Source organism: Hydrogenovibrio halophilus DSM 15072 (assembly GCF_000384235.1).
Taxonomy (GTDB): domain Bacteria; phylum Pseudomonadota; class Gammaproteobacteria; order Thiomicrospirales; family Thiomicrospiraceae; genus Hydrogenovibrio; species Hydrogenovibrio halophilus.
Genome location: NZ_KB913033.1, coordinates 85,280 through 104,789, shown reverse-complemented (window position 1 = coordinate 104,789; position 19,510 = coordinate 85,280). Strand labels below are relative to the sequence as shown.

24 protein-coding genes and 2 tRNA genes are annotated in these 19,510 nt (G+C 55.4%); 19 read left to right on the top strand and 7 right to left on the bottom strand.

Annotated elements, in window-relative coordinates:
• The 9 genes from A377_RS0100505 (at window position 1) to A377_RS0100465 (ending at window position 6,140) form a co-directional block, all read left to right on the top strand.
• Window positions 1-480, top strand: coding sequence for an ExbD/TolR family protein (locus A377_RS0100505; RefSeq protein WP_019894100.1), 480 nt, complete (start codon window positions 1-3; stop codon window positions 478-480).
• Window positions 477-1,541 (top strand): cell envelope integrity protein TolA, encoded by a 1,065-nt coding sequence (gene tolA / locus A377_RS0100500; RefSeq protein ID WP_019894099.1) that lies wholly within the window; start codon window positions 477-479, stop codon window positions 1,539-1,541. The genes A377_RS0100505 and tolA overlap by 4 nt, the downstream gene beginning before the upstream one ends.
• A 21-nt stretch (window positions 1,542-1,562) precedes the next feature.
• Window positions 1,563-2,879 (top strand): Tol-Pal system beta propeller repeat protein TolB, encoded by a 1,317-nt coding sequence (gene tolB, locus A377_RS0100495; RefSeq protein ID WP_245546746.1) that lies wholly within the window; start codon window positions 1,563-1,565, stop codon window positions 2,877-2,879.
• A 21-nt stretch (window positions 2,880-2,900) separates the two neighbouring features.
• Entirely contained in the window at window positions 2,901-3,509 is a 609-nt protein-coding gene (locus A377_RS13225) for an OmpA family protein (RefSeq protein WP_083919044.1), read from the top strand.
• Window positions 3,502-4,407: a tol-pal system protein YbgF gene (gene ybgF, locus A377_RS0100485; protein ID WP_019894096.1), complete on the top strand. Its 906-nt coding sequence runs from the start codon at window positions 3,502-3,504 to the stop codon at window positions 4,405-4,407. Before A377_RS13225 ends, ybgF begins: the two co-directional genes overlap by 8 nt.
• Before the next feature lie 12 nt (window positions 4,408-4,419).
• Window positions 4,420-5,124: a 7-cyano-7-deazaguanine synthase QueC gene (gene queC, locus A377_RS0100480; RefSeq protein WP_028485143.1), complete on the top strand. Its 705-nt coding sequence runs from the start codon at window positions 4,420-4,422 to the stop codon at window positions 5,122-5,124.
• A 62-nt stretch (window positions 5,125-5,186) separates the two neighbouring features.
• Window positions 5,187-5,262 (top strand) — tRNA-Lys (locus A377_RS0100475).
• A gap of 33 nt (window positions 5,263-5,295) precedes the next feature.
• Window positions 5,296-5,371: transfer RNA gene (locus tag A377_RS0100470), tRNA-Lys, on the top strand.
• A gap of 46 nt (window positions 5,372-5,417) precedes the next feature.
• Complete coding sequence (locus tag A377_RS0100465) at window positions 5,418-6,140, top strand: biotin--[acetyl-CoA-carboxylase] ligase (protein ID WP_019894093.1); 723 nt, start codon at window positions 5,418-5,420, stop codon at window positions 6,138-6,140.
• 368 nt (window positions 6,141-6,508) lie between these two features.
• Here A377_RS0100465 and A377_RS0100460 read toward each other — a convergent pair whose 3' ends face one another.
• The gene (locus tag A377_RS0100460; RefSeq protein WP_028485142.1) at window positions 6,509-7,276 is read right to left on the bottom strand and encodes a hypothetical protein; all 768 of its coding nucleotides are present in this window, start codon (window positions 7,274-7,276) and stop codon (window positions 6,509-6,511) included.
• A 299-nt stretch (window positions 7,277-7,575) separates the two neighbouring features.
• Between A377_RS0100460 and A377_RS0100455 the strand changes: the two genes are divergently transcribed.
• From A377_RS0100455 to A377_RS0100440, 4 genes are read left to right on the top strand one after another with little or no spacing between them, the layout of a single operon-like run.
• The gene (locus A377_RS0100455; protein WP_033422815.1) at window positions 7,576-7,824 is read left to right on the top strand and encodes a hypothetical protein; all 249 of its coding nucleotides are present in this window, start codon (window positions 7,576-7,578) and stop codon (window positions 7,822-7,824) included.
• A gap of 28 nt (window positions 7,825-7,852) precedes the next feature.
• Complete coding sequence (gene glnL / locus A377_RS0100450; RefSeq protein ID WP_051083156.1) at window positions 7,853-8,974, top strand: nitrogen regulation protein NR(II); 1,122 nt, start codon at window positions 7,853-7,855, stop codon at window positions 8,972-8,974.
• Window positions 8,971-10,452: a nitrogen regulation protein NR(I) gene (gene ntrC / locus A377_RS0100445; protein ID WP_019894089.1), complete on the top strand. Its 1,482-nt coding sequence runs from the start codon at window positions 8,971-8,973 to the stop codon at window positions 10,450-10,452. Before glnL ends, ntrC begins: the two co-directional genes overlap by 4 nt.
• A complete protein-coding gene (locus A377_RS0100440; RefSeq protein WP_019894088.1) occupies window positions 10,449-11,222 on the top strand; it encodes a hypothetical protein in 774 nt (257 codons plus the stop codon). Before ntrC ends, A377_RS0100440 begins: the two co-directional genes overlap by 4 nt.
• Here A377_RS0100440 and A377_RS12890 read toward each other — a convergent pair whose 3' ends face one another.
• Complete coding sequence (locus A377_RS12890) at window positions 11,223-11,465, bottom strand: EAL domain-containing protein (protein WP_407635291.1); 243 nt, start codon at window positions 11,463-11,465, stop codon at window positions 11,223-11,225. It lies immediately after the preceding gene.
• A 67-nt stretch (window positions 11,466-11,532) separates the two neighbouring features.
• Between A377_RS12890 and A377_RS12580 the strand changes: the two genes are divergently transcribed.
• A complete protein-coding gene (locus A377_RS12580; RefSeq protein WP_157760648.1) occupies window positions 11,533-11,934 on the top strand; it encodes a hypothetical protein in 402 nt (133 codons plus the stop codon).
• A gap of 275 nt (window positions 11,935-12,209) precedes the next feature.
• Here A377_RS12580 and A377_RS0100425 read toward each other — a convergent pair whose 3' ends face one another.
• Window positions 12,210-12,548, bottom strand: a complete 339-nt coding sequence (locus A377_RS0100425; RefSeq protein WP_019894085.1) for a P-II family nitrogen regulator — start codon at window positions 12,546-12,548, stop codon at window positions 12,210-12,212.
• Between the two features lie 51 nt (window positions 12,549-12,599).
• Entirely contained in the window at window positions 12,600-13,544 is a 945-nt protein-coding gene (gene asd / locus A377_RS0100420) for an archaetidylserine decarboxylase (RefSeq protein ID WP_019894083.1), read from the bottom strand.
• A gap of 94 nt (window positions 13,545-13,638) precedes the next feature.
• Here asd and A377_RS0100415 point away from each other — a divergent pair, with 94 nt between their 5' ends.
• From A377_RS0100415 to A377_RS0100395, 5 genes are all read left to right on the top strand, one after another.
• Window positions 13,639-14,847 (top strand): argininosuccinate synthase, encoded by a 1,209-nt coding sequence (locus A377_RS0100415; RefSeq protein WP_019894082.1) that lies wholly within the window; start codon window positions 13,639-13,641, stop codon window positions 14,845-14,847.
• Between the two features lie 4 nt (window positions 14,848-14,851).
• A complete protein-coding gene (locus A377_RS0100410) occupies window positions 14,852-15,334 on the top strand; it encodes a phosphatidylglycerophosphatase A family protein (protein WP_019894081.1) in 483 nt (160 codons plus the stop codon).
• A 25-nt stretch (window positions 15,335-15,359) separates the two neighbouring features.
• A complete protein-coding gene (locus tag A377_RS0100405) occupies window positions 15,360-15,653 on the top strand; it encodes a rhodanese-like domain-containing protein (protein ID WP_019894080.1) in 294 nt (97 codons plus the stop codon).
• 112 nt (window positions 15,654-15,765) lie between these two features.
• Window positions 15,766-17,028 (top strand): dicarboxylate/amino acid:cation symporter, encoded by a 1,263-nt coding sequence (locus A377_RS0100400; RefSeq protein WP_019894079.1) that lies wholly within the window; start codon window positions 15,766-15,768, stop codon window positions 17,026-17,028.
• A complete protein-coding gene (locus tag A377_RS0100395) occupies window positions 17,028-17,363 on the top strand; it encodes a hypothetical protein (RefSeq protein ID WP_019894078.1) in 336 nt (111 codons plus the stop codon). Before A377_RS0100400 ends, A377_RS0100395 begins: the two co-directional genes overlap by 1 nt.
• A gap of 21 nt (window positions 17,364-17,384) precedes the next feature.
• Here the strand turns inward: A377_RS0100395 and A377_RS0100390 are convergent, their stop codons facing one another.
• The 3 genes from A377_RS0100390 to A377_RS0100380 all read right to left on the bottom strand — a co-directional run bounded on the left by A377_RS0100390 (window position 17,385) and on the right by A377_RS0100380 (window position 19,271).
• Window positions 17,385-18,113, bottom strand: coding sequence for a UDP-2,3-diacylglucosamine diphosphatase (locus A377_RS0100390; protein ID WP_019894077.1), 729 nt, complete (start codon window positions 18,111-18,113; stop codon window positions 17,385-17,387).
• Window positions 18,110-18,622 carry a peptidylprolyl isomerase gene (locus A377_RS0100385; RefSeq protein WP_028485141.1) on the bottom strand — a complete coding sequence of 171 codons (513 nt, stop codon included), beginning with the start codon at window positions 18,620-18,622 and terminating at the stop codon, window positions 18,110-18,112. Before A377_RS0100385 ends, A377_RS0100390 begins: the two co-directional genes overlap by 4 nt.
• 76 nt (window positions 18,623-18,698) lie before the next feature.
• The gene (locus A377_RS0100380; protein WP_028485140.1) at window positions 18,699-19,271 is read right to left on the bottom strand and encodes a peptidylprolyl isomerase; all 573 of its coding nucleotides are present in this window, start codon (window positions 19,269-19,271) and stop codon (window positions 18,699-18,701) included.
• Between the last annotated feature and the right edge of the window lie 239 nt (window positions 19,272-19,510).

Below are 19,510 nucleotides of genomic sequence, written 5' to 3'. Positions count from 1 at the left end.
ATGATGCAAAGTAACTTTCGCCCCCATGGCCGGAAAAAACTGCTCGCAGAGATCAATGTGGTGCCCTACATTGATGTGACCCTGATTCTGCTGATCATTTTTATGATCACCGCCCCGATTGTGCAGCAGGCGGTGACGGTGGATCTGCCGCAGACGCCCGAAGTGGTCGATGACGCAAGTGAGGCAGTGAAAGACCGCCCGCCGCCGTTTGTGGTGACGGTCACCCAGGAAGGGTTCTACAAAACCTCGGCCAACCCGGATCGGGTGCTCTCGCAAAAGGACCTGGCCACACTGGTCGCAGAAGTCGTGGCCAGAGCCCAGTTGCATCCGGATCAGGAATTTTACATTCAAGGGGATCGCCAGGCGGCCTATGGCAAGGTGGTGCATTTGTTTACCCTGTTTAAAAACAATGGCGTGCAAAAGGTGTCTCTGATGACCGAACCGGATGCCGCGCAGCCCCGTAATCAGGAGGGCGCATGATCCATTTTATTGCCCGTCACCCCATTGCCTTTGCCATTGCGGTGGTGTTGCATGCGGTTCTGATTTTTCTGATGGCCACCAACCGTTTCAGTGATTTTGAGCGTTCGACCCCGGTTTCGGTGGCCGAGCCGACGGCAGAAACGGATTCTGAAACCGAGCCGAAAGCTGAGACGGAGACGCCAAAGACCGCTCCCGCCAAAATGGCACCCATGCGCACCTTTGCCGTGGACGCCGAACAGGTGCAGGCGCAACTTGAAAAAATCAAACAGCAGGAAGCGGCCAAAAAGCGCGAAGCCGAGCGCCTGCAAGAGCAGACTCAGACAGAAAAAGCCCGGCTGGAAAAGCTGAAAGCCGAACAGAAAGAAGCCTTGGTGTTGACCGAAAAAGCCAAGCGCCAGGCCGAACAACAGCGCCAGAAAGCCGAAGAGGCCCGAAAACTGGCGCAGCAGGCCAGTCAGAAAGCCGAGGCCGAACGCGAAAAGATTCAAGTCGCCCGACAGTCCGCAGAAAAAGCCAGACAGGCGGCCGAGGAGGCGCAAAAACAGCAGCAGCAGGCCCAGCAGCTGTTGGAACAGGCCAAGCAGGCCAAGGAAAAAGAGGAAGCCGAGCGTCTGGCGCTTCAGGCCGAAATTCAACAGCGCGAAGCCGACAAGCGGCGTATTGAAGCCGAGTCGTTGCAGGCGCGTTTGCAGCGTGAGCAGGAACAGGCCGAAGCCGAACTGGCCAAACAGTTGGCTGAAGCGGAATCTCAACAACGGGCTGCGGCCAGAGCCAGAGAGATGCAGGATCTGCGTGAAACCTATATTTCTTCGATTACCGCTGCGGTCAAGGACAACTGGCGAACCGCCGCACAAGTTTCGGACGAGGCGCAGTGTGTGATCGCGATCACTCAGACACCGAAGGGCATGGTGTCGAAGGTGTCGGTCAAAAGCTGCAACGATGCGGCGGATGCACAGTTCAAAAAGGACGCCGAACGAGCGGTGCTGCGCGCACAGCCGTTGCCTCAACCGCCAGTGGAAGAATTGTTTGAACGCAATATTGAATTCATCTTCAAGCCTTAATTTTAAGCGAACAGGAACCCCATGAAGCAGACGACTATGATGTGGCAAACCGTTACCCGAACGCTGATGGCATTGGCCTTCGGTCTTTTCGCCAGTGCAACCCTGGCGGATTTGACCATTGAAATCGACCAGAGTTCGGACATGGCGATTCCGGTGGCGATATTGCCGCTGGAAGTGGACGCGGACACGGTGCTGCCACACCGGCCCTCGGAAGTCATTGCGGCCAACCTGTTTCGCAGTGGCAAATTCCGTGCCTTGCCGGAAAGACAGTTGCCGGCGCGGCCTCAGGCATTGGAAGAGGTCGATTATGGCCAGTGGCTGGCGGAGGGCGTTGACAATCTGATGATGGGGCGTGTTGAAGCAGATGGAGAAGGCACTTATACCGTGGAAATGCGTTTTGTGGACCTGTTGCGTCAAAAACAGGTCATCGGCAAACGCTGGCGCAAGGTCAACGGAGAGGCCCTGCGCCGGGTGGCCCATAAAATGAGCGATCTGATCTACGAAGAGTTGACCGGCAAGCGCGGCGCCTTCAATACCCGGATCGCCTATGTGACCCAGCGCAATCAGAATAAAGAAAGGGTTTTCACGCTGGAAGTGGCAGACTCGGACGGGTACGGTGCCCAGTCGATCCTGAAATCGTTTGATCCGATTATGTCGCCCGCCTGGTCACCGGATGGTGAAAAACTGGCCTATGTGACCTTTGAAAACGGACGCTCTGAAATCGCGTTGCAGCACCTGGATGGCTCCAATCGTGAAATCATTGCCAGTTTCAAAGGCATTAACGGGGCACCGGCCTGGTCCCCGGATGGCGAATCCCTGGTGTTTACCAATTCCCAGGAAGGGTCGGCCGACCTGTATCGCATGCAGATGGCGACCCGAAAAATCGAGCGTTTGACCCGTCACTGGGCCATCGAAACCGAAGCCGTCTGGGCACCGAACGGGCGCTCGCTGTACTTCAATTCCGACCGTCGTGGTCAGCCGCAAATCTTCCAGTTGTTTCTGGATACCGGTGAGACCCGGCGCATTTCGTTTGATGGACGCTACAACTCCAACCCCGCGATCTCGCCGGATGGGCGTTATCTGGCCATGGTCCATGCCAACCGCGGGTTTCATATCGCGGTCAAGGACATGATCAAGGATGAGTTGAGCATCAAAACCCAAACCCAGTTGGATGAATCCCCGACTTTTGCGCCCAATGGCGAAATGCTGCTGTATGCGATGAACCAGGACGGGCGTGGTAAGCTGGCGGTGGTGTCGGTGGACAATAATGTGACCCAGGTGCTGAGCGTCAAGGAAGGGGAAGTCCGTTCGCCTTCATGGGGCCCTTATCTGGATTAAGAACACAACAGGAGAAGCATTATGACGCGGATGAATTGGATCGGCCTGAGTCTGGCCATGGTCATGTTGGGCGGGTGCAGCAGTGCGCCGACGGTGCCGGAAGATCAGCGTATTCCGGAAGGGGAAGGCGATTATCGGGATGTGGATGATCTGGTACGTCAATCGCAACAGGATGAAAGTTCGGTGGAAACGTCCGCAGAAGAGTCGGATTCGGCTCTGGCCGAGGAAGATTTGACCGAGGCCGATTCGCTGAATAAAGGGGAGTTGTCGCCGTTTGAGCAGGCCATGGGCGAAACCTATGACCCGGTGATCTACTTTGGTTACGACCAGTCCCAGCTGGATGAGGCCTCAATGGCGACGGTGCAGCATTTTGCCAACATTCTGGTGGACAATCCCGATGAACGGATCAAATTGATCGGCCATACCGATGAGCGCGGTTCTCAGGAATACAATCTGGCCTTGGGCGAGCGACGTGCTCAGGCGGTAGCCGAGGCCTTTATGTTGTACGGGGTCAGCGATGTGCGCATGGAAATCATCTCCATGGGGGAAACCGAACCGGCCGCAGAAGGGCAGACCGAAAAGGCCTGGGCTTTGAATCGTCGTGTTGAAATTGAGCCCGACAATGAGTAAGCCGACTCGGTTCCACAGTCAACGCCAGGGCCAGTTGTGTGCTGTTGCGCTGTTGAGCGCCGGTTTGGTGCTGTCACCGGTCGCGGCATCCGCTCAGACATTGGAAGAGCGGGTGGAACGGCTGGAGCGCAAGGCCAATAATCCGATCCTGGTGCAAATGAGCCGCAAACTCGGTCAGCAGCAAACGCAAATTCAGGAAATTTTTAACCAGTTGGATTTGCTGGAACACCGCATTAATGAACTCAAAGACACTCAGACCCTGCGCTATCAGGATAATGAAGCCCGGATCAGCGAACTGGAAACGTCGCTCAAGGCACTGCAAAAACAGGCCAGGTCTCTGCTGCCGGCAGGCGCTCTGAACGGTGTTGGCGCAGAAGCGACATCCGGCTCGGTCTCATCAAATGACGAATCGGCTTCGTCAAACGACGCCAGTGACGAACCCGCCTCTGCCGAATCCAGCAACGGCAAAAAGAAAGAAAAGGCCGAACCGCCGAGCGAAGAAAGCAAACCGGACGTCGATCAGAAAAAGCTCAAACAGGCGTATGATGACGCTTTCGCTTTGCTGAGAGAGTCCAAGTATGAACCGGCGGTCACCGCATTTGAGACGTTTATCGATGATCACCCTGACCATCCTTTGAGTGCCAATGCGGCCTACTGGCAAGGCGAGGCGTTATCCGTCCTGGGCAAAAAAGCCGAAGCGCTCAAGGCGTTTGAACACAGCTATGAAACTTTTCCTGAATCCAGCAAAGCGGCGGATGCCATGCTGCGTTCCGGCGATACGCTGGACAACCTGGATCGGAAAGAGGCGGCCCGGGAGCGCTACCAAGCCCTGATGGAAGTCTATCCCGACACCCGCTTAGCCGAAAAGGCGCAGAGCCGTCTCAAGGCCATGGAATAAGGTTTGCGCGTGATGTCAGGACTCACTGAAAAACCCAAGGCGGTGGTGCTTCTCTCGGGCGGACTGGATTCGGCCACAGTGTTGGCCATTGCCCAGTCGCAGGGCTACGACTGTCACACCCTCAGTTTTGATTACGGTCAGCGGCATAAGGCCGAATTACTGGCGGCAAAACGCTTGGCCGATGCCCGGCAGGTGGCCAGTCACCGGATCATGCAAATGAATATGCAGGCCATTGGCGGGTCGGCACTGACCGACGACGCCATTGCCGTGCCGGTTCAGGCGGGCGAGGAAGGCGAAATTCCGGTGACTTATGTGCCCGCGCGCAACACCGTGTTTTTGTCGTATGCGCTGGGATTGGCAGAAGTGGTGGAGGCCGATGACATCTTTATCGGGGTCAATGCCGTGGATTATTCCGGTTACCCGGACTGTCGGCCAGAATACATCGCTGCGTACGAAACCATGGCCAATCTGGCCACCAGGCGTGCGGTGGAAGGGCAGCCCTTGCGCATTCAAACCCCTTTGTTGACCCTGAGCAAGTCCGAAATCATTCAGACTGGAGACCGTCTGGGGGTGGATTATGCCCAAACCGTCTCCTGTTATCAGGCCCGTTCGGATGGCGCGGCCTGTGGTCAATGCGATGCCTGTCGTTTGCGGAAAGTCGGGTTTGAACAGGCCGGTGTGTCAGACCCGACGGTTTATGTCAGCGCCCAAACCTAAAAAATCCCAAAAACGGCTTGCGTAACCGGTCACAAATTGTATAATACGCCCCATTCCGAAAGGGGTCGTTAGCTCAGCTGGTAGAGCAGTTGGCTTTTAACCAATTGGTCGCGCGTTCGAATCGCGCACGACCCACCATTTTGGATGTCTTTCCTGTTATAACTCTCTTATGGGTCGTTAGCTCAGCTGGTAGAGCAGTTGGCTTTTAACCAATTGGTCGCGCGTTCGAATCGCGCACGACCCACCATTTTTTGTCGGTTTCCTTTCACCTTACGTTGGGTCAATGGATTGTGATGACTCAAACCTATGATCTCATCGAACTGGAAACGGTCGATTCCACCAGTCAATATCTGAAACGTTGTCTCTCGGATCAATCCATCGATCGACCATTGGTCTGCATGACACACGAACAGACGGCGGGTTACGGTCAGCAGAATCGAGTCTGGCACAGCAATGACCAATCAGCGATTTTTTCCATTGCCTATCCGATTGATCGCGCTCTGACGCTTTCCGGTCATGCCAGTCTCAAGCTTGCGAGCCTGTTGCATCAGTCTCTGCAGTCACAATTGTCGATTCCCTTGTTTTTGAAATGGCCCAATGACCTTTATGACGCACACGGCAAAGTGGCTGGCATTCTGATCGAGCAGGCGTTGTCGCCGCAGAGCCGCTGTTTGGTGATCGGAATGGGCATCAATCGGGGCCCAGACACTTCTGAACTGTTGTCGGGTGGGTATCAGGCCAGTGCCCTGCCGGATTTCTCCACCCATGACCTCATCGCCGACCTGATGGCCGGGCTGCAACCACTCGACTTTTCCCTGCCCTGGCAGCCGGATCAGCAGGCTTACTGGCAAAGCAATGATTGGTTTCAGAAAGGGGAGTCCGTGCTGTGGCTGTCCAACGGTGACAGTCAGCCAGCCACTTATCTCGGAATCAATTCTCTGGGACAGGCCGAGCTGGAAGTCCAGCAGTGCCTTGTGCCATTGTCATCCGGTGTGAATGCCATTCGTAAGCGATAAACGTTTTTAACCCGGAAATTTACCTTCGGTTTCTTCGATTCATAAATTTGCGCCAATATCGCGTAGGCACTTGTTTTCTCGACTTACCCCTTCGGGCGTCGAGTTCTCTGTTTCACAAGCAAACTTTCTAAGAAGTGTCGTATCCATGATTACGACTGACTGAAGAAATATTTCTTGTGGAATCAAGGGGCAAGCGAGATGCTGCATCATTTATGAATTTTTCGGGTTAAGTTTGTTTTATTCTGAAAGCGATCAAACCGAACCAGATAAGGTCGTATGCAGCGGAATCGGTTTTGAAGCCTTTGTGAGTGCGGGATGTGGACGGCGTTGGATCGCCCGGCTTGTCTGGCAGAGCGATCCGATGGGGATTACAGGTGGGCTTGAGCGATCTTACGCAGTTGCGGCACGGCCAGACCGGCTTCGTCGGCAAAGCTCAGCGCGCGTTTGAGGCGGGCGGGGGCGGAACGTCCCATGCATTTGTGTTCCGGGTCGCCTTCAAAGGAGGCCAGCATGCCGTCGGTCAGCTGGTCGCGATCGTTGTCGTTGTCGGTCAGCCAGTCCTGAATGTCGAGGACATCACTGGCCACGCTTTTCATCAACGCCGGATGTTCCTCGGCCAGGGTGCGCACGGTGCCGCCGACTTCCAGCCCGGCAATGTTGGTGGTCAGAATGTATACGTTCTTGCGCACCAGTTCGAAAAGCAGTTCCTCGGCCGAATCCAGTTGCACCACAGGAATGTCCAGTGTCGCCAGGGCATCGAAAATCAGCTTGCTGTGTTTGCCGTAAACCGGGGACGGCACCACCACTTTGGTGTCCATGCCGGGTTTTTTCTCAAACCAGACGCTGATGACGGTGGGGCGGGGAATCTGTGACGCCTGCCAGTCTCTGGGCAGCAGTTCGTTTTGCAGTAACACCACGTCATGGGCCCAGGCGGCGGGAAAGTTTTGCATCACCGAATGCAGATCGGCCTCGCCGACGGCAACGATCACGGCCCGGGGGTTGGGGATGGCCTGAGCCATCTGTTGCAATGAGTCCTGACGACGCACGCCCTGTACCGGGTACCCCAGTTTCAGGCAGCCTCTGGCAAACACGCTGCCGAGTTCGCCCATGCCGATTACGATGATTGGGTGTTGCATAATGGTTTCCTTTTTCTTTTTCATACCAATGAAAAGAATTGTACCAAAGCCTGAAAAAATAAGAATGCAACAAAATGGCGCTAATGCATTGACCCGAATATTTCACAAATGTGCACTGATCTCGCTTGCCCCTTGATTCCACAAGCAATACTTTCTCAGTCGGTCGTAATCATGGATACGACACTTCTTCGAAAGTTTGCTTGTGAAAACAAGTTTCTGCGCGACCTCAGCACATATTCATGAAACATTCGGGTTAAAATAGTGCAAAAGAACTCAAGACACAAAGAAAAAGGGGCACTATGGCGGAGAAACTAACCAGAATGAGCTGGCATTATTATGCGATGGCTCTGGGCGTTCTGCTCGGGTTGATGGCTGCCACGCTGGCGGCGTGGGGGGCCATGGTCAGCGGCTTTGCGTTTGCGATTCTGTGCCATCCGGTGATTCCGTTCAAAGGCTTGACCCGTGGGGTGTTTCTGGCCCTGTTTGCCATTTTGTATGTTTTCGCGTTTCCCGACCCGGATGTGGTGCGTGAAATGATGAATGCGTAATACCTTCAATCCGAATGAGCCAGCGACCATGACCCAGAAAAAGACCCAGACGCCGTTTGTCAGCGAAAAAGAAATTCTGGACGGTTTGACCACCGCCGTGGTCTGGATCGACCACAATGAAAACATCGGTTACATCAATCTGTCGGCCGCAGAGCTGTTGCAGCTGAGCGCCCAGCGGGTGATCGGGGTCAATTGGCGTTACATTCTGCCGCGACTTCTGGACGACATTCGATCCTGTGGTACCGGTCGTCTGACCATTCACGAGTACAGCATCCGCCTGCCGGACACGCAAAAGTTGCATGTGACCTGTACCATTTCCTATTACGAAATGGACGAGGCCGACGGCTGGCTGATCGAGTTGTATGACACCGAGCGCCATCACCGCATTGTGGAAGAAGATGAGCGCTGGCACCAATATGAGGCGGGCAATCTGCTGGTGCGCACCCTGGCGCATGAAATCAAGAACCCGCTGGCCGGCATCTACGGGTCCACGCAACTGCTGCAGAAACGCTTTCAGGAAAGCGACAAGGCGGATCGTTATCTGTCGGTGATTTCCAAAGAGGTCAAACGCCTGCAGAATCTGGTGGACCGGATGCTGGGCCCCAAGGGCGGTGCCGAAAAATCGCCGTTTAACATTCATGCCCTGATCGCCTACGTGCTGGACATTGTGCGCGGGGAAAAGCCGGAGAACGTCTACATCAAGCTGGATTACGACCCCAGTATTCCGGAAATTTCCATGGATTTTGAAGCCATGGTGCAGGCCCTGTTGAATCTGGTCAAAAATGCGATCGAGGCCATGGTCGAGCATGGCGGTCTGCTGACACTGAAAACCCGGGTGGAATCCAAATTTACGCTGGGAACCAAAACCTACCCGCTGGTGGCGGTGATCAGCGTGATCGATGAGGGCGAAGGCATTCCGCCGGATGTGTTTGACTCCATTTTTTACCCGATGGTCACCAGCAAGGAATCCGGCACCGGGCTGGGATTGCCGGTGTCGCAGAACATCGTGCGGCAGCACGGCGGCTTGATTGTGGCGGAAAGCGAACCGGGGCAGACGGTGTTCAATATTTATCTGCCGTTCGACCACAATCGCCAGCCGGGTCAGCGCAAACGTTACCGAAAACAACACCAAGGAAAGGCGAAACGATGAATGAAACCCCTGAAACTTCGGACATTCCTTTGATCTGGATTGTCGACGACGATGCCTCGATTCGATGGGTGTTGCGCGAAGCACTGGATGACCGCCCCTATGAGGTGGAAGATTTTGACTCGCCTCTGGAAGCCTTGCGCGAACTCAAAAGCGTCAAGCCTTCGGCGGTGATTTCGGATGTGAGGATGCCGGAAATGGATGGGCTCGAATTCATGGAAGCCATTCACGACGTCGACCCGCACATTCCGGTGATCATTATGACCGCCCACGCCGATCTGGACACCGCGGTCAAATCCTTTCAGAGCCGGGCGTTTGAGTACCTGCCCAAACCGTTTGAAATCGATGAGGCCCTGTCGTTGATTGATCGGGCGATCAAACGGCATCTGTCCGGTGGCAAACGTCCGCGTAAAAGCCGCCAGACCAAACAACCTTTGAACATCATCGGCTCGGCACCGGCCATGCAGGAAGTGTTTCGGATTCTGGGGCGGGTATCGCAACTGGATGTGACCGTGCTCATTACCGGCGAGACCGGGACCGGGAAGGAGCTGGTGGCGCGGGCCCTGTATGAGTTAAGCACGCGTGCCAGCGGCCCTTTTGTGGCGATCAATACCGCCGCCATTCCCCGAGATTTGCTTGAGTCCGAGCTTTTCGGGCACGAAAAAGGGGCGTTTACCGGTGCCCACACCCAGCGCATGGGGCGCTTTGAAGAAGCAGACGGCGGCACCCTGTTTCTGGACGAAATCGGCGACATGCCGGTGGACCTGCAGACGCGGCTGCTGCGGGTGCTCAATGACGGCACCTTTTATCGGGTGGGGGGTAAAACACCGATCAAAACCAATGTGCGCATTGTCGCCGCGACCCACCAGAATATGGCGGAGCTGGTTCGTCAGGGGCGCTTCCGGGAAGATTTGTTGTATCGTTTGAATGTGATTCGGATCAAGGTGCCGCCTTTGCGTGAACGACGCGAAGACATTTTGCCGATTGTCCGCTACTACCTGGCCGAAGAAGCCAAACTGTATGATCTGGAAGAAAAGCGCCTGAGCCGGGAAGTGGAAAAATACCTGGTGCATCAACCCTGGCCGGGGAATGTGCGCCAGATTCGGAGTCTGTGTACCTGGTTGACCATTATGGCACCGGACAAGACAGTGCAAATGGACGATCTGCCGCTGGAGTTGCAACAGGGCAAGGAGCATTCGATGATGTTGGAAGCCATGGCGCACAGTGGCCAGATGGCGGAGCAGACGACTGAGGGCGTCGGCTGGCAGGCACCATTGCGTCAATGGGCCGCCGAGTTTCTGCAGTCTGGTCAGAAAGGGTTGCACACTCAGGCCGAACCGTTGTTTGAAAAAGTCCTGATCGAAGAGGCATTGCGTTACAGCCTGAATCATCGGCAAAAGGCGGCGGCTTTGCTGGGCTGGGGGCGCAATACCCTCACCCGCAAAACCCAGGCACTGGGGCTGGACAAAGACGCACCATGATCGCCGAAGCCTGGCAGTGGCTGACCACGCCGGCCACATCTCAGGCCAGGCGTTTGGGGTTTCTCAAGGAATCCATTGCGATGCAGGCGCGGTTTCAGCGCTGCCGAAGCGCCTGGCAGCCTCATTACCAACGATGTCAGCAGGTGATTCGCGAGGCCATGGCACAGGCCGGGCAACAACGGGTTTTGCTGATTATGGGCGCGGGCTTGCTGGAAGACATTCCCTTGGCGGAAGCGTCGGAACGCTTTGAGCAGGTGTGGTTGGTGGACATGGTGTTTTTGCGCAAGGCCCGACGCCGGGCTGCGGCTTTTGCCAATGTGCGGTTGATTGAGGCCGACATCACCGAATCCCTGACCCCCCTCGCAAACGGACAGGATGACGTGGCCAGGCCCCGGCGCTGGCTGGATCAGCCGGTGGATTGTGTGGTGTCGCTGAATCTGCTTACCCAGTTGCCGATGGTGCCGGTCCGAAGCCGCCTCAAGCGGTCATCGAAAAACCATGATGCCCAGTTGGAAACACTGGGGAAAGAACTGATCGAAGCGCATCTGGCGTATTTGTCGCGTTTTTCCGGGGTGCGCTGCCTGATTTGCGATCGCTGGGTGGAAGAACGCCGCGCCGATGCCAGACTGGTGGACGAATTGGATCCGGCCTGGGATGTGGCGTTGCCATCCACCGTTAGGGAATGGGGCTGGACCGTGATTCCTTTCGGGGAATCGGCCGAAGCGCCCCATAATGAGCGCATTCACCGGGTCGGTGCCTCTATCTGGTGATCAACAACCGTCTGTTTTTTTAGGCAGGGCCGATCGCAGTGATGTCCTTGTTGCCAGTCTGTCCCATGCTTTCAGTTTGTCGGCAATCTGCTGGGTTTCGACAAATTCAGTAATGGTTTCGATGGCCATTTCCTTGGCCAGCTCGATGCTGCTTTTGATCACAAACAGATCGAATAGGTGTTCGCCCAGTTTGCGGATAAACTGCCCATCGATTTTAATGCCGCCTAGTTCCAGGAAAGTGATGTTTTTAAAGTCATTTGTAGCAAAATGGGTATATATTTTTTTTCATTGATCAGCGAGAATGAGCGTCATGAAAAGCATTTATGACATCCGCCGTTTCAATGCCCAGTTGCTTTGCGAGTACAGCGGCACCATGGCCGAATTTGCACACCGCATTCAGCGTGCGCAAACGCAGGTTAGCCGACTGATTGGTAAAAATCCGACCCGCAACATCGGCGAAAAACTGGCCCGTCATATTGAAGCAAGCTTTCAGCTTCCAGAACACTGGCTGGATCATCAGCACCATCGCGGTTTGGATTCGCTGGAAACCAGCCTCAGAAATTATTTATTGCGGCAGGACAAATATCTGAAACTGCATGGTTATGTTGACAGAATCACACTGTCCATTGAACTCAATCAAGTCGATGACAAGACGTTTGTTCAGTTGCAGGAAATCGCCGACCACCTGGAAAACGACAACGTCTTTGACTGACGCCATCGTCCTCAGCCTGTTCCATCTCGTTTGCTCCTGAATCCGGCTAGCACGCTTTTCACTGTTTGCCTCAATGCTTCATGTCTCGTCTGCGTCTGTCTTTCTTTTGATCACCCTGGTACACAAAAGCTAGAATAGATCGAGTTAAGAAAGCACCTTTTTGGTACATTTTATGGAGAGGCTCGTGAGATAAATGCAGGAGGAGAGAGAGGCCAGAAAAGATCGGTTTTAACCAGGCCTGGCAGGTTTTAACCAGGCCTAGTACCTTTTGGCCTTTACAGGGCTTCGGGACCGGTTTCGCCGGTACGAATGCGGATGGTCTGTTCGATGTTGGTCACAAAGATTTTGCCATCGCCGATTTTGCCGGTCTGTGAGGCATCGACGACCGCTTCGACCACCTGATCCACCTGCTCTTCGCTGACGGCGATTTCAAGCTTGAGTTTGGGCAGGAAATCCACCACATACTCGGCCCCGCGATACATTTCGGTGTGACCTTTCTGGCGACCGTAACCTTTCACATCGATCACGGTCATGCCGTGTACGCCAATGTCGTGCAAGGCTTCGCGAACGTCGTCCAGTTTAAAGGGCTTGATGATTGCCGTGATCATTTTCATAGTGTCGATCCTTTTTGATGGTTGGTTCGTTCTTCGTGCGTTTTTGGTTGTTTACAATGTGATTTTCGGGCTGTGGTCCGCTTGCCCGTTGTCCGAATCGTCGGAGGCTGGCCGGAACATGGTTTCGGCCGGGTCCGCCGACTGTGTCAGGCGTTCGCCCATTTTTACCCGCCGATCTGACGTTTGCTTGCCCAGATCCGGGCACTGGCCTTCAGGCGACAGCAGAATCACCGTGGACCCCATGTTGAACCGGCCCAGCTCTTCGCCTTTTTCAAAGTTCAGACTCTGATCGCGGTAATTCCAATGTTCGATCATTGTGCCATAAGGCGGGGTGACTTTGCCCTGCCAGACGGTTTCCATGCTGCCGACAAAAATGGCACCGACCCAGATCATGCAAAAAGGCCCGTCGGACGTTTCAAACCGGCAAATCACGCGCTCGTTGCGGGCAAACAGGCCTTCAATCTGGCGAACGGTCGCGGGGTTGACGGCAAACAAATCGCCCGGCACATACGTCATCGAAACCAGGCGTCCGGCCTTGGGCATGTGGATGCGGTGGTAGTCGCGCGGCGCCAGGTAAATGACGGCGTAGTCCCCGTCTTCAAACTGTTGTGCGTAGCCAATGTCGCCGCCCAGCAGGGCCGGCAGGTGATAGTTATGGCATTTGGCCTGAATCAGAGTGTCGCCCTGAATGCGGGCCGATTGGCTGACCACGCCATCGACCGGGCTGCACCAGCTGTCGGGAGTGCTATCCACTGGTCGGGCTTCGGGCTTGAGCGCACGGGTAAACAGTGCGTTGAAGTGGGGGTAGTTGTCGAGCACCGTTTCTTCGGCCTCACTCAGGTCAATGTGATAGAGGCGGACCATCAACTTCATGGTGGCCAGTTTGACCCAGCGCACCCGGATGCGCATGAACGCATGCATGCCCAGTGAAAGCCAGTGTTTGGGGATCAGGTACTGGGGCAGGACTTTGATCAGATCGGTCAGTCTCAAGGGCATGGTTAGGGGTCTCAACGCTCAGAGTTGTTCTAAAGTGGGTTGATTTTAAGGTATAATCGCGCAGATTTACAGCTTTGAATGCAAAGGATGAACAATGTCGCAAATCAAGAAAGTGGTGCTGGCCTATTCCGGCGGACTCGATACCTCGATCATCGCCAAATGGTTGCAGGACGCCTATGACTGTGAAGTGGTGACTTTTACCGCCGACATCGGCCAGGGAGAGGAAGTCGAACCGGCCCGTGCCAAAGCGCAGGCCATGGGGATCAAGGAAATCTACATCGAAGATTTGCGCGAAGAATTTGCCCGCGACTTCGTGTTTCCGATGATGCGCGCCAACGCGATTTACGAAGGCGAGTACCGTTTGGGCTCTTCCATTGCCCGTCCGCTGATTTCCAAGCGTCTGGTGGAAATTGCTCAGGAAACCGGTGCCGATGCGGTCGCGCACGGGGCCACAGGCAAAGGCAACGACCAGGTGCGTTTTGAATTGAACGCTTACGCCTTGATGCCGGACGTCAAAGTGATCGCGCCTTGGCGGGAATGGGATCTGTTGTCCCGCGAAAAGCTGATGGCCTATGCCGAAAAACACAATATTCCAATCGAAAACAAAAAAGGCAAAAAGTCGCCGTATTCGATGGACGCCAATCTGCTGCACATTTCCTACGAAGGCGGGATCATCGAAGACCCGGCCAATGAACCGGAAGAAGCCATGTGGTTGTGGAGTGTGGCTCCGGAAGCCGCCCCCGACACGCCGACCTATATGGAATTGAGTTACGAGCATGGCGACATTGTGGCCATCGACGGTGAGGCCATGTCTCCGGCCACAGTCATGGAACACTTGAACAAGGTGGGCGGTGCCAATGGCATCGGTCGCGACGATCTGGTAGAAAACCGCTTTGTGGGGATGAAGGCACGCGGGTGTTATGAAACGCCAGGCGGCACCATCATGCTTAGAGCGCATCGGGCGATGGAATCGCTGACTTTGGATCGCAACGCGGCGCATCTGAAAGACGAACTGATGCCCAAATACGCCGAAATGATTTACAACGGTTTTTGGTTCAGCCCGGAACGGGAAATGCTGCAGGCATTGATTGATCAGTCGCAGAAAGACGTCAGCGGCACGGTCAGGCTCAAGCTGTATAAGGGCAATGTGACCGTGGTAGGTCGCTGGTCCGAAAACAGTCTGTTTGATGAGGCGATTGCCACCTTCGAAGAAGACGGCGGCGCTTACGACCACAAAGACGCCGAAGGCTTTATCAAACTCAACGCCCTGCGTTTGCGCACCGCTGCGAAAAAACGTCGTTAACCCCATGGCGCACCCCTTGCCCTCAACGCGCGCCGTTTTCCGTCGGCCCGATCTGTGGCTGGCGTTCGGGTTTGGCAGCGGACTGGCCCCCAAAGCGCCTGGCACGTTCGGCACGCTGGTCGGCTGGTTGCTGTTTATTCCCTTGTGGCTCACCTATCCTGTGCTGGCGATGGCTTTGCTGGTGGCGGGACTGTTGGCGGGCAGCTGGTTGTGTCAGCGCGCCGCCGACTGGGCGGGCGTGCACGATCATGGCGGCATTGTCTGGGACGAATTCGTTGGTATCTGGCTGGTGCTGATCGCGTTGCCGGAACAAAGTTGGATTTGGTGGCTGGCGGCGTTGGTCGGCTTTCGTTTTTTTGACATTGTCAAACCCTGGCCCATTCGCTGGGTGGATCGACAGGTTCATGGCGGATTCGGCATTATGCTGGACGATGTGCTGGCGGCCGCGATGGCTCTGGCCGTGATCTGGCTGGCCGCCGCCGTTTAATGGATGATTATTCAAAGGAATCAAGATGTTTACCCCTTGTGAAGAATGCAAAGCGCTGATTAAAAACCACAACGCCTATCTGGTGGACGTGCGCACCCCAGAGGAATTTGAAATGAGCCGGTTGCCGGGCGCGATCAATCTGCCTTTGCAGACTCTGCAGCAGACGGCGGAAAAAGAATTGAGCAAGGACCGCCCGGTGATTGTGTTCTGTCGCTCTGGTTCGCGCTCGCAGATGGCGACGCAGATGTTGAATCAGATGGGCTTCGATGCGGTGTACAACATGGGGCCTTACCAGGCCTGGTATCAATGCGAAGATTGATTTGTGATGGAACCGTTTTAGCCGTGTTGGATTTCCCGGCTATTCGCCGAGTTCTTTGTTTCGTGTAAAGGACTCCCATCGTTTTCTGATTGACTGGATAGCAGGCAACCCTATGAAACTGGCATTGCATTGGCAAATTTTGATCGCATTGGCTCTGGCCGCACTGGTCGGTGCCTCAGTGGGGCCGGATACCGTGGTCGCCGGGATCTCGGTGGTCGCGGTATTGACCTTCATCGGCACCTTGTTTCTCAATGCGCTCAAAATGATCGTGGTGCCATTGGTGGTTTCGGCGATTGTGACCGGGGTCAGCAAGGTCGGTTCTGCCGGCGGGTTTGAGCGGCTGGGCGGTAAGACGCTGGGGTATTATCTGCTGACCAGTTTTATTGCGGTTTTGATTGGGTTGTTTTTTGTCAATGCATTGCAGCCGGGGGTGTCAGACGGTCCGGCACCGGTGCTGGAAACCAACCACGAAGTCATGGCTGCGGTGGAAGGCAAGGGCGCGGGCGATGTGGTGGAGGTGTTTCTGCGTATGATCCCTGTCAATGTGGTCGATGCCGCCGCCCAGGGACAAATGCTGGGATTGATCTTTTTCAGTCTGCTTTTCGGCTTTTTCATGACCCGGTTGCAGGGCGAGCTGCGCCAGACTCTGACCCGTTTCTGGGAAGGGGTGTTTGAGGTAATGATGTTGATCACTCAACTGGTGATGAAGTTTGCCCCCATCGGCGTGTTTGGGTTGGTGGCCGCCTCGATTGCCAACACCGGCTTTGATCAGTTTGGCAATCTGGCCCTGTTTTTTGCGACCGTGACCCTGGCGTTGCTGGTGCATGCCCTGGTGGTGATGCCGCTGATTCTGTATTTTCTGGGCGGGGTCAAAAATCCCTGGCTGCATTATCAGGCCATGGCCCCGGCGCTGTTGACGGCTTTTTCCACCAGTTCGTCGTCGTCCACCTTGCCCGTGACCCTGAATGCGCTGGAAAAGCGGGCCGGGGTCTCCAACCGGGTTTCCAGTTTTGTGCTGCCATTGGGGGCCACCGTCAACATGGACGGCACGGCCCTGTACGAATGCGTGGCGGCCATTTTTATTGCTCAGCTGTTCGGGGTGCCGCTGGACTGGAGCACGCAACTGTTGATCGTGGTGATTGCGCTGACCACGTCGATTGGGGTGGCGGGGATTCCGTCGGCCAGTCTGGTGGCGATCAGCATCATTCTGGTGGCCGTGGGCCTGCCGGCTGAGGCCATTGGCCTGTTGCTGGTGGTGGACCGTTTGCTCGACATGATGCGCACCACGGTGAATGTGTTCAGCGACTCGGTCGGTGCCGTGGTCATTGCCCGTTCCGAAGGCGAGTCTTCGGTGCTGACCTCCAAGGTCTTCTGATGCAGACGTTGTTTGAGTGGCCTGAGTTATCGGCTCTCGCGTCTCCGCCCGAGTCCGGCCAGTTGTTGAACCTGCTGCGCCAGTATCAGACAGCACTGCAACCGTCCTTGATGCAGGACTTGTCTCACATCAGCCACTTTGCCCAGTTTGATGGCGGGCTGACGCTGCTGGAAGTGACGTCTCTGGGGCAGGATCGGTTCAAATTGCGGTATCAGTATGATTGGGCGCTGAACTGGAACTGTGCCGGTGAAACCGGCAGCGGGACGGTGACCGAATCCATGCGCTTTCGTTGCGTGTCAGGCTCGTTGGCGTTGCTTCCCCTCAAGCTGGATTGAAAGCGTCCGGCAGTGGCAGGCTTATCGCCAATAATGCCATGACGCCGATCCGTGATCGGTCCTTCCTTCCACGTACCAGGCCTGGGGACGCCAGTCGCCCAGTACCCAGCGCCGGCCATGAATGCCGGGCCGGTGGGTGTGGCCGTGTAGAATCCAATCGGTTTGCGGGTGTGTTTGCAACAGGCGTTCGACCGCTTGCGGGCTGACGTCCATGATGTTTTGCGGTTTGTTGCTGCCCTGTTTTTGGGATTGGTCCCGCATTGCCCGTCCGATGCGTTGACGGGTGGGCCCCGGCAAACGCAGAAACGCCCACATCACCAGCGGATTGCGCAAAATACGGCGCATGCGCTGAAAGGCTCGGTCGTCGGTGCAAAGTTCGTCGCCGTGCAGCAATAACCAGTGTTTTCCACTCATAAGCAAAGGGTATGGCGGCTTGATCTGCCGGATGCCGGTGGCCTGATAAAAGGCCCGGCGCATCAGAAAATCACGATTGCCTTCCAGCAGATAAATCCGGGTGCCGGAGTCACTCAGTTGGCGCAGCTTCTCGATGCTGACGGCGTAGTCGTGCAGGCCGATGTCATCGCCCACCCACATTTCAAACAGATCGCCCAAGACATACAAGGCGTCGATGCGCCGATCACGGCAGTCGTCCAGAAACCGGTGGAATGACCGGTTGATGGAGGAGATCGCCGTGGTTTCGGGCAACAAATGCACATCGGCGGTTAAGCGGATGCTGTGCGCCTGAGTCACGAGTCCTCGGCGTTTTCGATACGTGTGTTTTCGATCACAATGTCTTCGACCGGCACGTCCTGATGACCGCGACGGCTGGTGGTGTCCACCTGTGCCATGCGGTCAATCACGTCCAGCCCGTCTGTGATCCGACCGAATACCGCGTAGCCCCAACCCTGCATGTCCTTGCTGCGATGGTCCAGAAAGTCGTTGTCGACCAGGTTCATGAAAAACTGAGTGGTGGCGGAATTCGGGTCCATGGTGCGGGCATAGGACAGGCTGCCGCGCACGTTTTTGAGGCCGTTGTCGGCTTCGTTTTCAATCGGATCGCCTGTGGGTTTGGGTTCCATGCCCGGCAGCATGCCGCCGCCTTGCACCATAAAGCCGGGGATGATCCGGTGAAAAATGGTGCCGTTGAAAAAACCGTCCTGTGCGTACTGCAGAAAGTTGGCCGCGCCGATGGGCGCTTTTTCATGGTCGAGTTCAATGGTGATGTGGCCCATTGAGGTTTCAAAAACGATCGTTGACATAGCGGTTTCATCCGTCTGGGTAAAGAAAACAATCAGGCCTGGCAGAAATCACCAGGCCTGGTAAAAAGGGGTGAGATTATTTGATCTGGACGACTTTTTCCATCACGATCGGTTCCAGGGGCACATCGCCCATGCCGTTTTTAAAGCCGGTGCGGGTGCTGCGGATTTTGTTGACCGTGCGCATGCCCTTGATCACCCGGCCAAAGACGGCGTAACCGTAAGCACGAGGGGTTTTTTCCCGAAAATCGAGAAAGGTGTTTTTGGCCACGTTGATGAAAAACTGCGAGGTGGCCGAATGCGGGTCATTGGTGCGTGCCATGGCCACGGTGCCGACCCGGTTAAGCAGTCCGTTGTCGGCTTCGTTTTGAATGGGGCTGTGGGTCAGTTTCTTTTGCAGGTTGGGGGTGAAACCACCGCCCTGAACCATGAAATCCGAGATCACGCGGTGAAAAATGGTGCCGTCATAAAAGCCTTCGTTCACATAGCGCAAAAAATTCTCGACCGATTTGGGCGCCTTCTCGGGGTAGAGTTCCAGCACAATGTTGCCCTGGCTGGTTTCAATCAACACCTGTGGCTTGTCCGCAGCCTGGGCCTGCCAGGGCAGGATGCTGGTCAGAAATAGGGTAAAAACGGTCAAAATGGTACGCATGCGACTCTCCCGGTCATTGAAAAACATGGGTTGTGGCAACCATGATTCATGGAAACGAAGCTTATTTTAGCATGTTCGCATTCGTCTGGTGACAAAGGCATGCTCTCCCGTGTCTAGGCGAGTTGATCACTGCCAGCCGGTTTTGCCATCGGCGCTTTGTGCTATAATTCGCTCATTCAAAAACACGATCTTTGATTCACGGAACGAACCATAGAACAAATCACAGAGCGATCAACACA